21 protein-coding genes are annotated in these 17,551 nt (G+C 68.4%); 14 read left to right on the plus strand and 7 right to left on the minus strand.

Annotated elements, in window-relative coordinates:
- Window positions 1-2 precede the first annotated feature (2 nt).
- A complete protein-coding gene (locus BJ987_RS20805) occupies window positions 3-428 on the plus strand; it encodes a helix-turn-helix domain-containing protein (RefSeq protein WP_307869699.1) in 426 nt (141 codons plus the stop codon).
- On the opposite strand, the gene BJ987_RS20810 is transcribed toward BJ987_RS20805, so the two are convergent.
- Window positions 416-1,021, minus strand: coding sequence for an HAD family hydrolase (locus BJ987_RS20810; RefSeq protein ID WP_209892698.1), 606 nt, complete (start codon window positions 1,019-1,021; stop codon window positions 416-418). The two genes, BJ987_RS20805 and BJ987_RS20810, sit on opposite strands and share 13 nt — an antisense overlap.
- Before the next feature lie 68 nt (window positions 1,022-1,089).
- Here BJ987_RS20810 and BJ987_RS20815 point away from each other — a divergent pair, with 68 nt between their 5' ends.
- From BJ987_RS20815 to BJ987_RS20825, 3 genes are all read left to right on the plus strand, one after another.
- A complete protein-coding gene (locus BJ987_RS20815; RefSeq protein ID WP_209892701.1) occupies window positions 1,090-1,422 on the plus strand; it encodes an ArsR/SmtB family transcription factor in 333 nt (110 codons plus the stop codon).
- A complete protein-coding gene (locus BJ987_RS20820; protein WP_245366060.1) occupies window positions 1,422-2,105 on the plus strand; it encodes a cation efflux transmembrane domain-containing protein in 684 nt (227 codons plus the stop codon). Before BJ987_RS20815 ends, BJ987_RS20820 begins: the two co-directional genes overlap by 1 nt.
- A gap of 155 nt (window positions 2,106-2,260) precedes the next feature.
- Entirely contained in the window at window positions 2,261-3,646 is a 1,386-nt protein-coding gene (locus tag BJ987_RS20825; protein WP_209892704.1) for a phenylacetate--CoA ligase family protein, read from the plus strand.
- Window positions 3,647-3,707: 61 nt separating this feature from the next.
- Here the strand turns inward: BJ987_RS20825 and BJ987_RS20830 are convergent, their stop codons facing one another.
- Together BJ987_RS20830 and BJ987_RS20835 are read right to left on the minus strand one after the other, a co-directional pair.
- Window positions 3,708-4,211, minus strand: a complete 504-nt coding sequence (locus tag BJ987_RS20830; RefSeq protein WP_209892707.1) for an XRE family transcriptional regulator — start codon at window positions 4,209-4,211, stop codon at window positions 3,708-3,710.
- 38 nt (window positions 4,212-4,249) lie between these two features.
- Complete coding sequence (locus BJ987_RS20835; protein ID WP_209892710.1) at window positions 4,250-4,804, minus strand: helix-turn-helix domain-containing protein; 555 nt, start codon at window positions 4,802-4,804, stop codon at window positions 4,250-4,252.
- Window positions 4,805-5,140: 336 nt separating this feature from the next.
- Here BJ987_RS20835 and BJ987_RS20840 point away from each other — a divergent pair, with 336 nt between their 5' ends.
- The 10 genes from BJ987_RS20840 to BJ987_RS20885 all read left to right on the plus strand — a co-directional run bounded on the left by BJ987_RS20840 (window position 5,141) and on the right by BJ987_RS20885 (window position 13,955).
- The gene (locus BJ987_RS20840; RefSeq protein ID WP_209892713.1) at window positions 5,141-5,635 is read left to right on the plus strand and encodes a MaoC family dehydratase; all 495 of its coding nucleotides are present in this window, start codon (window positions 5,141-5,143) and stop codon (window positions 5,633-5,635) included.
- Window positions 5,632-6,480 (plus strand): HpcH/HpaI aldolase/citrate lyase family protein, encoded by an 849-nt coding sequence (locus BJ987_RS20845; RefSeq protein WP_209892716.1) that lies wholly within the window; start codon window positions 5,632-5,634, stop codon window positions 6,478-6,480. The genes BJ987_RS20840 and BJ987_RS20845 overlap by 4 nt, the downstream gene beginning before the upstream one ends.
- A 29-nt stretch (window positions 6,481-6,509) precedes the next feature.
- Window positions 6,510-7,433: a hypothetical protein gene (locus tag BJ987_RS20850; protein WP_209892719.1), complete on the plus strand. Its 924-nt coding sequence runs from the start codon at window positions 6,510-6,512 to the stop codon at window positions 7,431-7,433.
- Window positions 7,433-8,686 carry an aminotransferase class I/II-fold pyridoxal phosphate-dependent enzyme gene (locus BJ987_RS20855; RefSeq protein ID WP_209892722.1) on the plus strand — a complete coding sequence of 418 codons (1,254 nt, stop codon included), beginning with the start codon at window positions 7,433-7,435 and terminating at the stop codon, window positions 8,684-8,686. Before BJ987_RS20850 ends, BJ987_RS20855 begins: the two co-directional genes overlap by 1 nt.
- Window positions 8,683-9,609, plus strand: a complete 927-nt coding sequence (locus BJ987_RS20860) for an ornithine cyclodeaminase family protein (protein ID WP_209892725.1) — start codon at window positions 8,683-8,685, stop codon at window positions 9,607-9,609. Before BJ987_RS20855 ends, BJ987_RS20860 begins: the two co-directional genes overlap by 4 nt.
- The gene (locus BJ987_RS20865; protein ID WP_209892729.1) at window positions 9,606-9,779 is read left to right on the plus strand and encodes a hypothetical protein; all 174 of its coding nucleotides are present in this window, start codon (window positions 9,606-9,608) and stop codon (window positions 9,777-9,779) included. The genes BJ987_RS20860 and BJ987_RS20865 overlap by 4 nt, the downstream gene beginning before the upstream one ends.
- Entirely contained in the window at window positions 9,772-11,211 is a 1,440-nt protein-coding gene (locus BJ987_RS20870) for an amidase (RefSeq protein WP_209892732.1), read from the plus strand. The genes BJ987_RS20865 and BJ987_RS20870 overlap by 8 nt, the downstream gene beginning before the upstream one ends.
- Entirely contained in the window at window positions 11,208-12,176 is a 969-nt protein-coding gene (locus BJ987_RS20875; protein WP_209892734.1) for a TIGR03621 family F420-dependent LLM class oxidoreductase, read from the plus strand. The genes BJ987_RS20870 and BJ987_RS20875 overlap by 4 nt, the downstream gene beginning before the upstream one ends.
- 7 nt (window positions 12,177-12,183) lie before the next feature.
- Window positions 12,184-13,419, plus strand: coding sequence for an MFS transporter (locus BJ987_RS20880; RefSeq protein WP_209892737.1), 1,236 nt, complete (start codon window positions 12,184-12,186; stop codon window positions 13,417-13,419).
- Window positions 13,420-13,541: 122 nt separating this feature from the next.
- Window positions 13,542-13,955, plus strand: a complete 414-nt coding sequence (locus BJ987_RS20885) for a DUF7144 family membrane protein (RefSeq protein ID WP_209892739.1) — start codon at window positions 13,542-13,544, stop codon at window positions 13,953-13,955.
- Here the strand turns inward: BJ987_RS20885 and BJ987_RS20890 are convergent.
- The 4 genes from BJ987_RS20890 to BJ987_RS20905 form a co-directional block, all read right to left on the minus strand.
- Window positions 13,927-15,144 (minus strand): MFS transporter, encoded by a 1,218-nt coding sequence (locus tag BJ987_RS20890; RefSeq protein WP_245366061.1) that lies wholly within the window; start codon window positions 15,142-15,144, stop codon window positions 13,927-13,929. The two genes, BJ987_RS20885 and BJ987_RS20890, sit on opposite strands and share 29 nt — an antisense overlap.
- A 63-nt stretch (window positions 15,145-15,207) precedes the next feature.
- The gene (locus tag BJ987_RS20895) at window positions 15,208-16,179 is read right to left on the minus strand and encodes an XdhC family protein (protein WP_209892742.1); all 972 of its coding nucleotides are present in this window, start codon (window positions 16,177-16,179) and stop codon (window positions 15,208-15,210) included.
- Between the two features lie 12 nt (window positions 16,180-16,191).
- Window positions 16,192-16,662: a (2Fe-2S)-binding protein gene (locus BJ987_RS20900; protein ID WP_209892745.1), complete on the minus strand. Its 471-nt coding sequence runs from the start codon at window positions 16,660-16,662 to the stop codon at window positions 16,192-16,194.
- Complete coding sequence (locus BJ987_RS20905; protein WP_209892747.1) at window positions 16,662-17,540, minus strand: FAD binding domain-containing protein; 879 nt, start codon at window positions 17,538-17,540, stop codon at window positions 16,662-16,664. The genes BJ987_RS20900 and BJ987_RS20905 overlap by 1 nt, the downstream gene beginning before the upstream one ends.
- Window positions 17,541-17,551: the final 11 nt, after the last annotated feature.

A 17,551-nucleotide genomic window follows, 5' to 3' on the forward strand; every position in this document is an offset into this window, starting at 1 on the left:
CCGTGGATGTTCTGGATATCGCCGAGGTCGCCCGGCGATCCGGCCTGCCCGCCTCGACGCTGCGCTACTACGAGGAGAAGGGGCTGATCGCGTCCAGCGGTCGCCGGGGGCTGCGCCGGTTGTTCGATTCCCAGGTGCTGCAACGGCTGGCGTTGATCAGTGTGGCAGCGGGGGCGGGCTTCTCGCTCGACGAGATCGGCCGGATGTTCGGCGCGGACGGCCAGCCGCAGGTGGACCGGGCGATGTTCGCGGCCAAGGCCGACGAAATGGACCGGAAGATCGGCGAACTCACCGCGATGCGCGACAGGCTGCGGCACGCCGCCGCGTGTCCGGCGCCCAGTCATCTGGAGTGCCCGACGTTCCTCGGCATCCTGGCCGAGACGCCGACCGCGAAAACCCAGCGACGGAAGCCGATTCAGGACCGGTAGCCGGTCAGCCAGTCCGGGAACTCGGTGAGGTCGGTCAGCACCACATCGGCTCCGGCCGCGCGGAGTTCCGCGGCGTCGCACGGCCCCGTGCTGACCCCGACGGCGTGCACCTCGGCGGCGCGGGCGCCGTGCATGTCGCCGGTGTGGTCGCCGACGTAGATCGACGCGCCGTGGGCGCGCAGCGCGCCGGCTTTGCCCGCGGACCACAGATCGCCGACCAGAGCGTCCACCTGCCAGCCCAACTCGTCGATATGCAGTTGCGCGAGCGGCTGGTGTTTGCCGGTGACGACCAGGATCTTGCCGCCGCGGGAGCGGACGGCGGCCAGCGCCGCGTCCGCGCCGGGCATCGCCGGCACGAGGGGAACGACGGTCGGATAGAGCGCGCGGTAGCGGGCGACCATGCCGGGGATGAGTTCCTCCGGTGCGCCCGCGTCGGCCAGCAGCATCGGCAACGGGGGACCGAGGCGGGCGGCGATCTGCTCGCCTTGTAGCGGCGACCCGAACTCGGCGGCGATGGTGTCGATCGCCTTGGCCACGCCGGGCTGGGAGTTGATCAGGGTCATATCAAGGTCGAAGCCGACGGTCCAGGTCACGCGCAAACCCTAGCGTGCGCGATTGTACAGCATTTTCTGAATACAGATTCTGATGTACTGTTTGCGTCGTGCAGACCGCCACCCAGAACGACGCTCTCGCCCGCTTCGGGCACGCGCTCTCCGACGCGACCCGGACCCGGATCCTGTTGCGCTTGCGCGGGGGCCCGGGCTATCCGGCCGAGTTGGCCGCCGAGCTCGGCGTATCCCGCCAGATTCTGTCGAATCACCTCGCGTGCCTGCGCGGTTGCGGATTGGTGGTGGCGGTGCCGGAGGGCCGGCGCAACCGATACGAGCTGGCCGACAAGCGAATCGGTCACGCGCTGGACGACCTGCTCGGGCTGGTGCTCGCGGTGGATCCGGCGTGCCGCTGCCCGGATGACCCCGAAGCGGAGTGCTGCTGATGGCGAATCTCGGCATGCCCACCCCGGCGACGGCTCCCACCGCGGACCGGCGGGCGGCACTGGCGCGACGTATCCGCTGGTTCGTGGCCGCGACGATCACCTACAACGTGCTCGAGGCGGTCATCGCGCTGAGTGAAGGCGCGCGCGTCTCCTCGGCGGCGTTGATCGGGTTCGGGCTCGACTCGGTGATCGAGGTGTCCTCCGCGGCCGCGGTCGCCTGGCAGTTCGCCGGGCGCGATCCGCAGGCACGGGAGCGGGTGGCGTTGCGCGTCATCGCGTGCTCATTCTTCGCCCTCGCCGCCTACGTCACGGTGGACGCGGTCCGATCCCTGCTCGGCGCGGCGGAAGCGCGGCATTCGACGGTCGGAATCGCCTTGGCGACAGCGAGTTTGATGATCATGCCGGTTCTGTCCTGGGCGCAGCGCCGGGCCGGCCGGGAACTGGGTTCGGCCTCCGCGGTGGCCGATTCCAAGCAGACGCTGCTGTGCACCTACCTGTCGGCGGTGCTGCTGATCGGCCTGGTGCTCAACAGCTTGTTCGGGTGGTCGTGGGCCGACCCGATCGCCGCGCTGGTGATCGCGGTCATCGCCGTCAAAGAGGGCCGCAACGCCTGGAAGGGCGACCTCTGCTGCGCCACACCGCCGCGCGGCGCCGAACCGGCGGCCTGCTGCGACCACTGCTGAGCGAAAGTCAACCGCGGCAACGCATTCGGTGCGCGGGCTGATCTATTTCGCGGCACGGCCGTGCGTCGCACGGTTGCGGTTCGGGCGCGGACGCGCAGGCTCGGCGGTAGTTTTGAGGCGACGCAGGTTCGTCGCGCAGAAAGGCCCTCCGCCAGATGCCCACCGATCCCTTTCCCGCCGTCCTGGACCTGTTCCAGCGCACCGCGGCCACCGTGCCCGCCTATCAGAAATTCCTCGGTGACCACAATGTCGATGCCGCCCGGATCACGGACGCCGCGGCGTTCGCGGGACTGCCGCTGGTCACCAAAGCCAATTACCATCAACGCTTTCCGCTGCCCGAGCGCTGCCGGGACGGAGATCTGACCGGCTGCGACGTAATCGCCGTGTCCTCCGGTTCGACCGGGACGCCCACCTTCTGGCCGCGTTCCACCGCCGACGAGAAGGCCGCGACGCGGCGCTTCGAACAGGTGCTGGTCGACGGGTTCGGCGGCGCCGCCCGGCGCACCCTCGCGGTGGTGTGCTTCCCGCTCGGCACCTGGGTAGGCGGCGTCTACACCCTCGCCTGCTTGCGCGAACTGTCCGCGCGGCTGCCCTTGACGATCGTGGCACCCGGCAACAACAAAGCCGAAATCCTGCGTGTCATCCCGGAATTGGGGGAGCACTTCGATCAGGTGGTGCTGTTCGGCTATCCGCCGTTCCTCAAGGATGTCCTCGACTCCGGTCTGCGCGCCGGGCTGCGGTGGCCGCGCTACGCGGTGAAATTGGTATGCGCCGGTGAGGTTTTCAGTGAGCAGTGGCGTGAGCTCATGGGCAGCAGAGCGGGATTGGATCCGTGCCGTGACGTGGCGGCGCTGTACGGCACCGCCGACGGCGGCGTGCTCGGCAACGAGACCCCGCTCAGCGTGGCGATCCGGCGCTTCCTGTCCGGGCAGCCCACCGTCGCGGCCCAGGTCTTCGGCGGGCAGCGCCTGCCGACGCTACTGCAATATGACCCGGCGGACCGTTACTTCGAAACAGTCGACGGGACATTGGTGTTCACCGCCGACTCCGGGGTGCCGCTGATCCGCTACCACCTCGCCGACGACGGGGGAGTGCTGCCCTATGCCGAGTTGATGGACCTGTGCCGAGCGCGGGGCTTCGACCCCGGGGAAGGCCCGGAATTGCCGTTCGTCTACGTCTTCGGCCGGTCGCTGCACGCGGTCTCGGTGTTCGGCGCCAACGTCTTCCCCGAAACCGTCGCGCTCGGTCTGGAGCAACCCGGCCTCTGCGATTGGGTGACCGGCAAATTCGTCCTCGAAGCCTGGGAGGACGCGGACCGCAACCGGCTGCTGCGCATCACCGTCGAGCTCGCGCCCGAGGCGGCCAATACCGCGGCGCGCACCCGGCTGGTGGCCGAGTCGGTGCGCGCGGAGTTGCTGCGCCACAACAGCGAATACGCCAACTATGTGCCGCCGGAACGGCAGCTGCCGCATGTGGAGCTGCGGCCCGCGGGCGACCCCGACTATTTCCCGGCCGGGGTCAAGCACCGCTACACCCGTTGACGCCGGACTTTCCGGTGCGGCCGGTCCTGCGCTCAGGGATACCCGGAAAAGTGGCGGGTCGTCAGCAATCGTCGCTCGGGGACGAGGTCCACAGGACTGTCGACTCGGCCGGGCTGTGCCAGCTCACCTCCCGTGGGCCGGTCGCCTCCAGGGCATCGCCCATATCGAGCCGATAGTCCGTTCCGTCGACCCGGACGGCGAGGGCACCGGACACCACGTAGAGGAACAGATTGCGGTCGTCCAGTTCGACCGGGCAGGTGCCTCGCTCGTCCGGACGCGCGGTGACGACGCTGCCGCGCAGCCGCAACCGCGCGTGCGCGATCTCGACCGTGCCCGGCTGGTCGGGCAGCAGGGCACGGCGGGCCGGCGCCTGCCCCAGATGTCCCACCACGTCGGGAATGCTGACGCCCAGCGCCGCGGTGATCGCGGCCAAGGTGTGCAGCGAGGGCTGATTGATGTCCTTCTCGACCGCGGACAGGTAGGAGACCGAGACGCCACACGAGCGGGAGAGCGCCGTGAGCGTGAGCCCACGGTCCTGCCGGATTTGCCGAAGCCGATCACCCACCCGAACGATCGGCGAGTTCGCGCCGACGTCGGATCCGGTCACAGGACCGGCGGGGTGAGGACCCACAGGATCACCGCGGGCTCGCCGGAGGTCACCTCGAGCCGGTGCCCGGGGCGGCACGCGTAATGCAGCGTCTCACCGCGTCCGAGTCGATGCCCCGTGGCGCCGACCCGGACTTCGACCTCGCCGTCGAGCACCAGCAGGATTCGCTCGCCGCGGCCGGAGTAGGACCGTGGTGACCCCGCCGGGCCGATCCGGCCGAGCAGGCCGGTACTGGTCGAGTCGGCCGAGCTCGCCGACACGACGGTGTAGTTCTCGCCGCCGCGCGCCAGGTGGGTGCGGGACTTCTCGCTCGCGCGGTACACATGCACGCTCGGTCGCGGCGCGGGCGGGAAGAATGCCGACATGTCCGTCTCCAGCGCTGTCGCCAGGGTCGCCAGTGTGCGCAAGCTCGGTGTGGTGACCCCGTTCTCGACGTTGGAAAGATAGCCATCGGTCAATCCGGCGCGCTCGGCCAGCGCGGCCAGCGTCATATTCCGTGTGCGGCGCAGGTTGCGGAGTCCTCTGCTCACCCCATCCACAACCGTATCCATGTGTACTCCTTGCCTAGATCTCATGGAAACCTAGCCGGTTCACCCTCCCGTTGCTAGAGATACATTCACCGGTGGCGTCGCAGGTGGCGATAGTTGTCGGCGTATTCGCGGCGCCCCGGGCCCGCCCCGAGTGATTGTGTGCGCTGTGATCAGTTGCGCACGATGCGCTTTCGGAATGCCGCTCGAGGTCGATTTCCGAATCCTTTACACAACAACGAGATCGCCGAATGGTAGCGGCGACGCAGCGGCAAAACAGTGCCTTGACGGCTGGAAAGCGGCGGCGGTAGCTTCCTGTGCCAGAAAGCAATTCCTCCCATCACAGGAACTGGGGGCAGGATGAATCTTCATGAGGTCGAACCCGGCCGCTTTCGCGAGGACGTGGGTTTGCGCTACGACGACTACATCGTCGGCCACGTCTTCGAACACCGTCCGGGCCGGACGATCACCACGACAGACAACATTTGGAGCTCGCTGCTGTGCCTCAATCAGCACCCGCTGCATATCGACGCGGTGTACGCGTCGGAAACTCCGTTCAAACAACTGCTGGTCTCGAGCCTGGTGACATTCGGGATCGTGAACGGAATGACGGTCAAGACCATCAGCCAGCAAGCCGTGGCGAATCTGGGCTGGGACAAAGTCCGGCTCACCGCACCGGTTTTCGTCGGCGACACGCTGTACGCGGAAACCGAGATCCTCGCCAAACGACCGTCGGCCTCGCGGCCCGGTGAGGGCATCGTCTCGGTCCACACGGTGGGACGCAATCAAGACGGAGTCCAGGTCATCGAGTTCGACCGCACGCTGCTCGCGGCCATGCGGGAGACGCGCGCATGAATATCGACCCGTGCATGTTCTATGTTCCGGCCTACCGCGCGCACACCCTGCTGAAGACGGTGCCCCGGCACTCCATCGACCTGGTGCTCGACCTCGAGGATTCGGTGCCGAAGCAGGCCAAGCCGGCGGCCCGCGCGCGCTTGGCCGACATCGACTTGACGACGACCGGCTTGCCCGGAATCACGTTGCGTATCAACAGCATCGAGACGCCCGACGGGCTGGCCGACATCCAGGCGCTGCTGGCGCTCGGTGGCGAGGTCGGCGGGCTGCCGGTGCGTCTGGTGCTGGTGCCCAAGATCGTCGCTGGGCGCGATGTGGCCATGTATCGGTCGCTGTTGTCCGCGCTGGACGATCCGCCGGAGATCGGCGCCATCATCGAGACCGTGGACGCGGTCGAGAACGTCTTCGACATCGCGGCCGCGAGCAACGGACTGTGTTTCGGACCCGCCGATCTGGTCGCGGAGTTGTGGGCGCCGGACGAGTCCTACCTGGCGCACGCGCGGGCCCGGATGTGCAGTGCCGCTTCACGATACGGCCTGCCCGTGGTTGACGGAAATTCCTTCGAATTGTGGGATGTCGAGCTGATCCGGGCACAGAGCGAGGCCGCCAAACAATGCGGTTTCACCGGGAAAGCCGCCATTCATCCGAGGCAGGTCGACCCGATCGTGCGCACCTTCGCCGTCGATCCCGCCGAACTGGATCGGTACCGCCAGATCATCAAGGACTACGAGGCCGACGCGGCGGGCTTCACCGTCACCAAAGAGCGGGTGGTTGCCCCGCCGTTCGTGCTGAAGGCGCGCCGCATGCTCGCGCTGTACGACGGCCACCCGCGCCCGGTCCGCTGACCGGTTACCACACCAACCATGGAGGAACGATGAGCATTTCGATGACCGATATCGTGCGGCAATCCTGGGTCGATATCAGCGAGTACGACGTGGAACCGGTCGACGGGAAATTCACCACCGTGCCCGGGGAATTGACGGCACGGCTGGTATCGCTGGTCGCCGACGGAGCGGGCCTCGCGGTGTGTCGTGGCGCGCGCGAGTTGCTGACCGCACACGGAATGGATGTGCACGACGAGGCCGACGCGATGGTCATGCGCGACTATTTCGAGGAGATATTCCGGGCGTTCACCGAGTCCGTCGATCTGTCCGCGCACACGCCCGTGGTCATGGGTTACGAGAAAGTCATCGGCATGGACCTGGACGGGTTCAACAAGAATGTCGCGTTCACCATGAATGCCGATCACACCGAATCACGGGAGTTTTTGAGCACCAAATGCGTGCACTTCGATTCGGCCACGGTTTTCATCGGAAATGTCTACGGGCCCAATACGAATATCACCGGTGGTCTGCCGATCGTCTGCGACACCAGGGAATACTGCCGCCGACACGGCATCGACCCGGCGGACCTGGTCGAGTTGATGCCGCACAGCTACAACGTGGCGGTCAAACAGCAGTACGCGCAGGAGATCCTGGCCGAGCACGCGGCCGTGGTGGACGCCGATCTGATCGACGACATGATCATGGTGGTGCTGAACAACGAGGTCTCCGGCGGGCTGGCGCACGCGGGTTCCGCGCCGCGCCTGACCGACCCGGCCGAGCCCGGCAAGCGCCCGCTGCGCCATATCGAATTGCAGTTCACCGACGACAGCAACTTGACCAACTGGTACAGCCACTATCGCCTGGCGATGCCGGAGGTGAAAGTCACGGTGCCGGACGCGCACACGCCGGATCACGAGCGCTATCACGTCGGCGTGGACGCCCGCGTCGGCGTGCGGCCCACGGCCGGCGACTGATGCAGGTCGCCGGCAATCGGACCGGGGACACCACCGCGGTGATGGGGCCGCACCGGTTCCGGAACAACCAGCGGATGGTCCCGGCGAGTGAGTCCGCGTGGCGACTCGCGCAGGACAACGGCATGCTCGGCATCCGGGTCGACGCCACCGGCGGTCAGAATCGGTTGCGCGACATGCGCACCGGGCACGAGTTCGTCAATCTCGCCTCCTGTTCCTACCTGGGGCTGAACAGTCATCCGGCGGTCCTCGAGGCCGGAATCGAGGCGCTGCGCACCGAGCAGGTGACCGGCTTGGCGATGGCCGAGTGCCGAATTCGGCTGGCGTCGATGGTCGAGTTGGAAGACGAGTTGTCGGCACTGTTCGACGCGCGGGTGGTGCCGTCGATTTCCTGCGGGGTCCTCAGCGCCGCGGTGCTGCCGATGCTGGCGTCCGGCCACCTGACCGGCACCGAGCCGATGGTGGTGGTCTTCGACCGGTTCGCGCACTTCTCGATGAACTTCGTGAAGCCGATCGTGGCGGACGAGGCGCTCGTGCTGACCTGCCCGCACAACGACATGCGGTTTCTCGAGGATGTCTGCCGGAAGTATCCGCGGGTGGCGTATGTGTGTGAGGGCGTCTATTCCACCGGGGGCCACGCCGACCTGGCGGGTATCAGATCGCTGCAGGACCGCTACGGGATGTATGTCTACCTCGACGACTCGCACGGGTTGTCGACGCGAGGTACGAACGGCGCGGGCTTCGCCCGTTCGGTGCTCGGCGAACTCGACGATCGCACCATGATCGTCGCCTCGCTGGCCAAAGCGTTCGGCAGCACCGGCGGTATCGCGATGCTCGGCTCGTCGGGCCTCTTCGATTTCCTGTATCGGACCGGGCCGATGGGGTGGTCCCAAGGCTTGCGCACCGCCGCGATCGGGACGACGCGCGGCAGCATCGCCGTTCACCGCAGCGCGGAACTCGCTGTGCGCCAACGTCGTTTGCGGGAGAACATCGACATCTTCGAGCGGCGGATGGCTGGCCGCGAGGTTCGGGGCGCCGGATCGCACATCAAGTTCGTCACCGTCGGCGACAACGACCGCGCGGTCCGGCTGTCCACCGAACTGTACCGGCGCGGTTACTACTGCTCGGCGATGTTCTTTCCCATTGTGGCGCGCGGGCAGGCCGGTCTCCGGATGATGTTGCGCGGCGATATGACCGCGGCGCTGACCGAGGACTTCGTCACCGTGCTCACCGACGTGCTGGACGAGTTCTCGTGACCGCCGTGGCTGCTCCGGTCACGCCGGAACTGATACGGACAGTGGCTGTTTCGATCCGGGACGCACTGCGCGACGGTGTGGTCGCGCGCATGCTGGTGCCGCCGCGCGAGACCGTGTCGGACGAGGCGGGCACGAAGTTCATCTCGATGCCCGCGATCTCGCCCGATTTCGACCTGTACATCAACAAGGTCGCGACGATCGCGCCGGGCAGCGCGGGAGGGAGCACCGTCACCGCTGTGGTCCCGATGTTCGCCGCCTCCAGTGGACGGTATCTGGGCACCCTGGACGGCGCCGAGGTCACCAACCTGAAATGCGCCGCGGTGACGGCCCTGGTGACCGACGTGTGCGCCGCCCCGGGGAGCCGGGTGCTGGGGATTCTCGGCGCGGGGGTGCAGGCTCGCCAGCAGTTTCTCGGGGTGTCGGCGGTGCGTGATCTCGCCGAAGTCCGGATCTACTCCCGCGATCCGGGTCGCGCGGCGATGTTCGCGGCGGAGGTGGCCGCGGTGGCCGCGGTGGAGGTCGTGGTCTGTGAATCCGCCGAGCAGGTCAGCCATGGTGTCGATGTGCTCTCGACCGCGACCACTTCGACCGTGCCGCTGCCGATTTCGGCGCGGTTGCCCGCCCACGCGCACATCAACTGCATGGGCGCGCACACCACGGAGTCCCGTGAGGTGCCGGCCGAGCTGCTGTCGGCCGGCGTCCTGATCGTCGAGGAGTTGCGCACGGCTGTCGCCGAGGCGGGTGAAAGTCACGCCGGGGCAATCGAACTCGGTCTGCTGGTCACCGCCCAGGCCGCTGATCTGTGGCGCGGGCGAACAGTCTTCGCGTCTACCGGATGCGCCTATCTCGACCTGATCACCTGCGCCCAGCTGGTCGGCCGACGCACGGGTACCCACGTTTCGGAACAGGAGGTCGAGCAATGAATACCGTTGGGCAGGAAGCTGTCTCGGCAGCGATCGAGGAGGAGTTCGACGTTTGCGTCGCGCGGATGAACATAGTGGTGCCCGCCGAGTGGAAGGGCGGTGTGCTTCGCGGGTACCAGGGGTTGCGGGACATGGCCGCGCGCTTGCGAGAGGAGTTCCCGGATGACTGAGGCGACCGTGCGCCCCGGCGCGCTGCACGAACTCTCCATTCCCGAGGCCGGGCGGTTGCTGCGGGCCGGTGAACTCGCCTCGGTCGACCTCACGCGCGCCGCCCTCGACCGGATCGCCCGGCTCGATCCGGCATTGCATTCGTTCATCCGGGTCACCGAGGAGAGCGCGGTGCGGCGGGCCCGCGCGGCGGACCGCGATCTGCGGGGCGGTGTCGATCGTGGTCCGATGCACGGGATTCCGTACGCCTTGAAGGACATCTTCGACGCGGAAGGTGTGCCGACCACCAACGCCTCCTGGCTGTGCGCCGGCCACGTGGCCGAGGCGGACAGCACGATCGAGGCGCGGTTGCGTGCCGGGGGAGCGGTGGGGCTCGGCAAGCTGACCACCTTCGAATTCGCGCTCGGCGGACCGAGTTTCGAGTTGCCCTTTCTGCCCGCCCGGAATCCGTGGAGCGCGGCGCACATTCCGAGCGGGTCGTCCTCCGGCGCCGGGGCGGCGGTCGCGGCGGGGTTGGTGCGGGCCGCCGTCGCCTCCGACACCACGGGGTCCATCCGCGGCCCGGCCTTCCACTGCGGGACGGTCGGGCTCAAGCCGACCTACGGCCGGGTGTCCGGCCATGGCGCCCGGGCGCTTTCGCACACCTTGGACCACTTCGGCACCCTGAGCTGGACGGTCGCGGATACGGCCGCGCTGTTGCAGGTGCTGGCCGGTGCGGATCCGCGTGACTCGCGCACCGCCGGAACCCCGCCGCCGAACTACCTGGGCGTGCTGGATCGCGGCGTCGCCGGACTGCGGATAGCCACCGCGCCCGGCTGGTACGCCGACGATCCCGCGACGCTGCCGGAGATCCACTCCGGTGTCGCGCGAGCGCTCGGCCTGCTCGACGATCTCGGCGCGCGCGTCACCGAGGTCACTTTGCCGCCGTACGACCTGTTCAACGCATGCGGCCGCATCATCTTCGCCGCGGAGGCGTTCGCCAACTACGAGAACCTGCTGCGCCGGCACCCGAAGTCCTTCGCCCGCTACACCTATCAGCGGATGATGCCCGGGGCAGGCGTCGCGGCGGCCGACCTGCTGCGGGCCTACCGGGCGCGCGAGCGGCTCACCCGGGCACTCGACGAGATCGTGTTCGGCCACAATGACGTGCTGGTGATGGCGTCCGGACAGACCACGGCCGCCCGATGGGAGGATTTCCCCGCCGATTGGCCGCCGCCCCGGCTGGTCAACGACATGTTCGCCATTCCGTTCAATGTCACCGGCCACCCGGCGGTGCAGCTCCCGATCGGGTTCGCCGCCAACGGGTTACCCATCGGCCTGCACATCATCGGGCGCGCCTTCGACGAGGCGACGGTGTTCCGGGTGGCGGCGGCGCTGGAAACCGAACTCGCACAGCGGCATCGGCGGCCCCCGGAACCGGATCCGGGATCATGACGAGACGTTTCCGCTTCAGTGCGCGCGCCGCCATCGGTCCGGCCAGTGTGCGGGAGATCCAGGAGACCGCGCGTTTCGCGGAGTCGGCGGGTTTCGACACGATCGTGTTCCCTGATCACTTGGACATGCAATACGCCCCTCTTCCCCTGCTGACCGCGGCGGCGCTGGCGACCGAGCGCATCGGGGTCTGCCCCTACGTGCTCAATGTCGATCTCCGTCATCCCGCGGTGCTGGCGCAGGAGCTGGCCACGCTGGACCTGTTGTCGGAGGGTCGCCTGGAAATCGGGCTCGGCGCCGGCTGGAATCGCCAGGAATACCTGGCGACCGGCCTCACCTTCGCTCCGGTCGGTGTGCGGGTGTCCCGGGTGCGGGAAGCGGTCGAGGTCATCCGGGGCTGCTTCGCGGACGAGCGGTTCTCCTATGCCGGAGCGCATTTCACGATCCGTGAGCACGACGGCCTGCCCAAACCGGCCCGGCGGCCGCCGTTCCTGCTGGGCGGGGGTGGCAGGCGAATGCTGACCACGGCCGGGCAATTCGCCGACATCGTCGGGCTGGCGCCGCGAATCACGCCGAATCAGTCCGGTGGCATGTTCGCCGACCCCGCCAGTATCACGCTCGCGGCCACGGTGGAGAAGCTCGGCTGGGTGCGCGCTGCCGCCGGTGATCGGTTCGACAGTCTGGAACTGTCGACCTACGCCTCGGCCACCCATCCCGCGGCCGCGCCGGTGACCGTGACCGGCCACGCGCTCGCCGAGGCCCGGCGCCGGCTCGACGACATTCGCGCGCGGACCGGCGCGGAACTGACGGTGCGGGACTACCTCGACTCCCCGCATGTGTGGATCGGCACGATCGACCAACTGGCCGACAAGTGCCTGACGCTGCGAGAGCAGCTGGGTATCAGCCACTTCATGCTCGGCGCGCCGCGGGTCAGTGCCGCCATCGTCGAGCGGTTGGCCGGACAGTAGCGCCGGAATGAGCCTGCTGCGCGGCGTCGACCGGGACGGCAGCGCTGTCCGCGTAGATCGGAGGCGATCCTCCGCGCGCCACCAGTGCGCGGTGCTGTACTTCCTGTTCTTCGTGATGGGCACCGAGGGCTTCCTGATGCCACCGATTTTGCCGGCCCTCGCCGCGGATCTGGACATCTCCATCGCACTGGCGGCGGCGACGTCGACCGCGTTCGTGGTGACCTACGCGGTATTCGGGCCGCCGCTGGGTGTGCTGTCGGATATCAGGCCGAAACGACAACCGGTCCTGGCCGGCATGGCGCTGTTCGCGATCAGCAATATCGGTGTCGGCTTGGCGCAGAATTTCCCCCAGATGCTGCTCGCGCGCACTCTGATGGGATTCGCCGCCGCGGTCGCACTCCCGGCCGCGTGGGCGCACCTGTCCGATATCTGCCCGCCGCCGCGCCGGGGACGCGCGATCACCAACGGATTCGCGGTCTACGGTTTCGGGCAGGTCGTCGGTGTTCCCCTGGGGGCGTTCGCCACCCAGGTGTTCGGATGGCGCTTGCCTTATCTGGCGATCGGCGTCGGGTTCGTGGCGGTGCTCGGGTGGGCCGTGCGGACGATCGATACCCGCGCGCCGCGCGAGACCGCGGTCCGCTGGTCGAATATGGTGCGGCCGTTGGCCGTTCCGGTGGTGTGCCTGGCACTGGCCGCGACTTTCGCCGTGCAGGCCGGGCGGCTCGGCGCGTTCACCTACGTCGGTGCGCTGCTGGAGTCACGCTTCGGTTTCGACGTGGCCGCGCGCGGGCTCGTCGGCGCCCTTGTCGGCGTCACCGTCATCGTGGGATCGTTGCTCAGCGGCGCCCTGGTCGACCGGCAGCGCCGCGGTGGCCACCACGAGGGCTGGATCACCGTGGCCGGCGCACTGTTCTTCGCCGCCGCGGTCGCTCTCGCGGCCGGCACCACGACGCTCTGGATATTCGTGCTCGCCTTGACGATGTGGTGTCTCGCCGGCGGTCTCAGTTACTCGGCGCAACAGGCCTATCTCGCGGACGTCCGCCCCGCCGCCCGCACCACCGTGGTGGCCTGGCACAGCACCGTGATGAATGTCGGACACGCGGCGGGCAACACCGCCCTCGGCAGCGTCGCGATCGGCGGCACCGCCTTCGCCGCGATCGCCGCGGGTTTCGGCGTACTGGGCGCGGCCCTCGCGGTCGCGGTCGTGCTGCTGCACCGCCTCCGGCGACCCGGCGATCGTTAACCCGATATTCGCGCAGTTCCGAAGTGCGGGCTAAATCCCGCGATATGAGCCGTTCGAACCCTACGCTGACGATATGTAGCAATTGTCCAGGCAGTTCGGCTTTACGAGAGAGGAACTTGCATATGTCCCACTCCGCACCCGAACCCGAGTATCCGACGCGGCAGGCGATCGCCATGGGTACCTCCATCGGCGCCGCGATCCTGCTGTTCACTGTCGGTTTGCTCAATCTGCTCCAGGGCATTTCCGCCGTGGCCGAGGACAATGTCTTCGTCGTCGGCCCGGAGTACGCCTACAAGTTCGATCTCACGACGTGGGGCTGGATTCACGTCGTGGTCGGGATTCTGCTGCTCGTCTGCTCTTTCGGGCTCGCGACCGGAACGACCTGGGGCAAGGTCGCCGCGATCACGCTCGCGGCGGTCTCGATCGTGACGAACTTCCTCGCCCTGCCCTACTATCCGGCCTGGTCGATCCTGATCATCGCACTGGATGTGGTCGTCATCTGGGCGGTCAGCACCTGGATGACAGCGACCGAGTGACCGGGCCGACTCGCTGAGTCGCGCGAATGATCGCCGCGGCGGCCGCCATGGCCGCCGCGGCGATCAGCGCGGTAGCCGTCCAGCCGAACCAGTCGACCGCGGCCGCGCCGAATGCGGTGCCGAGGCTGCCGCCGACGAAGTAGACCAGCATGTAGGCGCTGTTGAACCGTGCTGGAGCCGCCGGATCGATCGCCAGCACCGTGCTCTGATTCGCGACCTGCGCGGCGAAGAGGCCCGCGTCGAAGAGCGCGAGACAGCACAGTGTGACCGGAGTGCTGCCGAGCGCGCAGGCGGCGACGATCGCGGACGCGCCCGCCAGCCCGAGTCCGAGCAGGATGACGCGCCGGGCTCCCACCCGATCGGTCCACGTCCCGGCGATCTGCGTCGCCAGCAGCCCCGAGAGTCCGGCCAGGGCGTACAGGCCGATGCGCTCGGCCGAGTACGAGAACGGCGGTTCGGCGAGTGCGACCGCGAGCCCCGCCCACACGGCGCAGAACGCGAAGAACCACAAGGCTCCCGCACAAGCCGCGACCCGAAGAGCGCTATGGCGCATCAGCAATTGGGGCAGCGAGCGCAGGGTCGCGAGGTAACCGCGCGCGGTCGTACCCCGACTGGCCGGTAGCGCTACCAGGCACCATCCGCCGATCACCGCACTGGCGGCGGCGAAGACCACAAGCATGCCACGCCAGCCGATCTCGTCGGACAGCCAACCGCCGATGATCCGTCCGGCGAGGATCCCCACCGAGATCCCGGCGGTCACGAGACCCAGCGTTCGCGCGCGGCGATCCGGATGCGCGAGCCGGCCCGCGACCGAGCTGAGCCCCGCGCCGACGGCCGAACAGGCGCCGATCACGGCGGTGATCAGCCCCAACTGCCACACGCCGCCGATCGCGGCGCTCGACGCCAAAGCGATTGCCAGCACCGCGAATTGGGCGGCGAGCACCCGATCCGGCGCGAACCGGTCGACCAGCGGGACCAGCAGTCCCAGCCCTGCCATGTACCCGATCGGCCCGCAGGCGAGCGCGAACCCCACCGCCGTGACCTGTACACCCAGCGTGTCCGCCACATCGGCGATCGCGGGCTGCAAGCAGTAGGTCGTCGAGGTGCCGAGCGTGGCCGCGAGCGCCATGAAAAGCACGACGGGTCCCCGCAATCGCGGGGCGGCGGGGGTAGCGAGATCAGCGTTCATATCGGTCGACGGTACGAATCGCCTGCCCATGGTGCTGGCGGGATCTCGACCTCGCCGTAGGCGCTAGCGGTGAATGGCACCGCCCGTCAGCACCAGCGGTGCCGCGGTGCCGCCGCGCACCTCGGCGATGATCTCGGCGGCGATCGAGACGGCCGTCTCCGCCGGTGTCCGTCCGCCCAGATCGAGTCCGATGGGTGAGCGCAACCGCGCCAATTCGCGATCGGTCAGGCCGCTTTCGCGCAGGAGGCGCAGTCGTTCGGCATGGGTGCGGCGCGATCCCATCGCGCCCACATAGCCGACCGGCAGCCGCAGTGCGACCTCCAGCAACGGCAGGTCGAATTTGGCGTCGTGGGTCAGGACGCACACCACCGTTCTGGCGTCGACGGTGAGTGAACGCAGATACCGGTCCGGCCAGTCCACGACGACCTCGTGCGCCTCGGGAAAGCGGTCCGCCGTCGTGAACACCGGGCGGGCATCGCAGACGGTGACCCGGTAGCCCAGGAACCGGCCCATCGCGGCGAGTGCCGCGGCGTAGTCGATCGCCCCGAAGATCAGCAGCCGCGGCGGCGAACTGTAGCACTCCATGAATTCCGCAGTGCGCAAACCGGTTTCACTCATGGGCTCGCCCGGGATGACGGTCGTGCGAACGGCGGAGCCGAGCGACCGCACCACCGTCACCGGCTCCCCGCGAGTGAGCGCGGAGAGGGCGGGCTCCAGTGCCGCGCCCGGCGCGGGATGCACGAATATCTCGACCTCGCCGCCGCAGGTCAACCCGACAGCGAACGCGTCGTCGTCGCTGTAGCCGAAGCGCTGTCGCACCGCGCGCCCGGAGTCCAGCGCCTCCAGGCACAACTGGTGTACGGCCGCCTCCACGCAGCCACCCGAGACGCTGCCCGCCACCCGGCCGTCCGCCGACACCGCCATCGCCGCGCCCGGCGGCCGGGGCGCGCTGCCACTCGTGCCGATCACCGTCGCCAGCGCGTATTCCACGCCGCCGCAATGCCATTCGAGCAGCTGATGCGCGATATCACGCACGAGATGACCCGATCACCGCGCGGCCTTTCGCTGGGCCGCCAACCGCACCGCGTCGAGGATCTTCTCGTATCCGGTGCAGCGGCAGAGGTTCCCGGCCAGCGCCTCCCGGATTTCGACATCCGAGGGTTCCGGATTCCGGTCGATCAGGTCACTGGCCTGCACAATGAGACCCGGTGTGCAGAAGCCACATTGGACCGCCCCGGCCTCGACGAAAGCCTGCTGCATCGGATCCAGCCGGCCGCCCTCGGCCAGACCTTCGACGGTCCGCACCGAGCGACCCTCGACCTGCCCGGCCGCCACCAAGCACGCGCAAGCCGTGGTGCCGTCCAGATAGACGGTGCAGGAACCGCATTCGCCTTGCTCACAGGCATTCTTGGAGCCGGGCAGACCCATCCGCTCGCGCAGGATGTAGAGCAGACTCTCGCCCGGCCACACATCGTCGACGGTCACGGGTTCGCCGTTGACAGTGAAGGTGACACGCATCAGGCCGCCTTCCTTTCGCTCGCATAGTCTTTCCAGGCCCAGGCGAGAGTTCGCCGGGCCAGCACCGCCAAGGCGTGCCGGCGGTATCCGGCGGTGCCGCGCACGTCGTCGATGGGTGCGGCCGCCTCCGCGACCAGCTCCCCGAAACGAGTGACGACGGCGGGCCGGAGCTCGGCGCGGCTTTCCCACCATCCACCGGCGGTCAATTCCGCGCCCAGGAACTGCTCGGCCGCGATCGCCCGGCGCGGTGTGGGTGCCGCCGAACCGAATCCGGTACCCACCGCCCGCCGCTCGGGGTGCAGCGACAGCGCGAACGCGGCCACGGAGATGACCATGGCGTTCCTGGTGCCGATTTTGGCGAACTGCTGCGGCCCGGTCGCGGGCCGCACCCGGAACGCGCCGATGAGTTCGTCGGCCGCCAGGGCGTTGCGTTTGACCCCGACATAGAAGTCGGTGATCGGGATATCACGCACACCCCGGACCGAATGTGCCTCTACGACAGCATCATCGGCGAGCAGCGACGGATGCGCGTCACCGGCGGGGGAAGCCGCGCCCAGATTGCCGCCGACGGTGCCGCGGTTGCGGATCTGCGGTGAGCCGACGGTGCGCGCGGCCATCGCCAAACCCGGTAGGACATCGCCGAGTTCGGTGATCAGACGGGTGTAGCTGACACCCGCGCCGATGCGGAGCGCACCGTCGTCGCAGGCCCATTCCGTGAGCTCGCCCACGCGAGTCAGGTCCAGCAGCAAGGCCGGACGTTTGACGTCGAAGTTGAGCTCGACCATCACGTCGGTACCCCCGGCGATCGGAACCGCCTCGGGATAGGCGGCTTTCGCCGCCAGCGCTTCGGCCCATGAGCCGGGTCGCAAGAATTCCATATCGGAGCACT

This window comes from Nocardia goodfellowii, from assembly GCF_017875645.1.
In the GTDB taxonomy this organism is placed as follows: Bacteria; Actinomycetota; Actinomycetes; order Mycobacteriales; family Mycobacteriaceae; genus Nocardia; species Nocardia goodfellowii.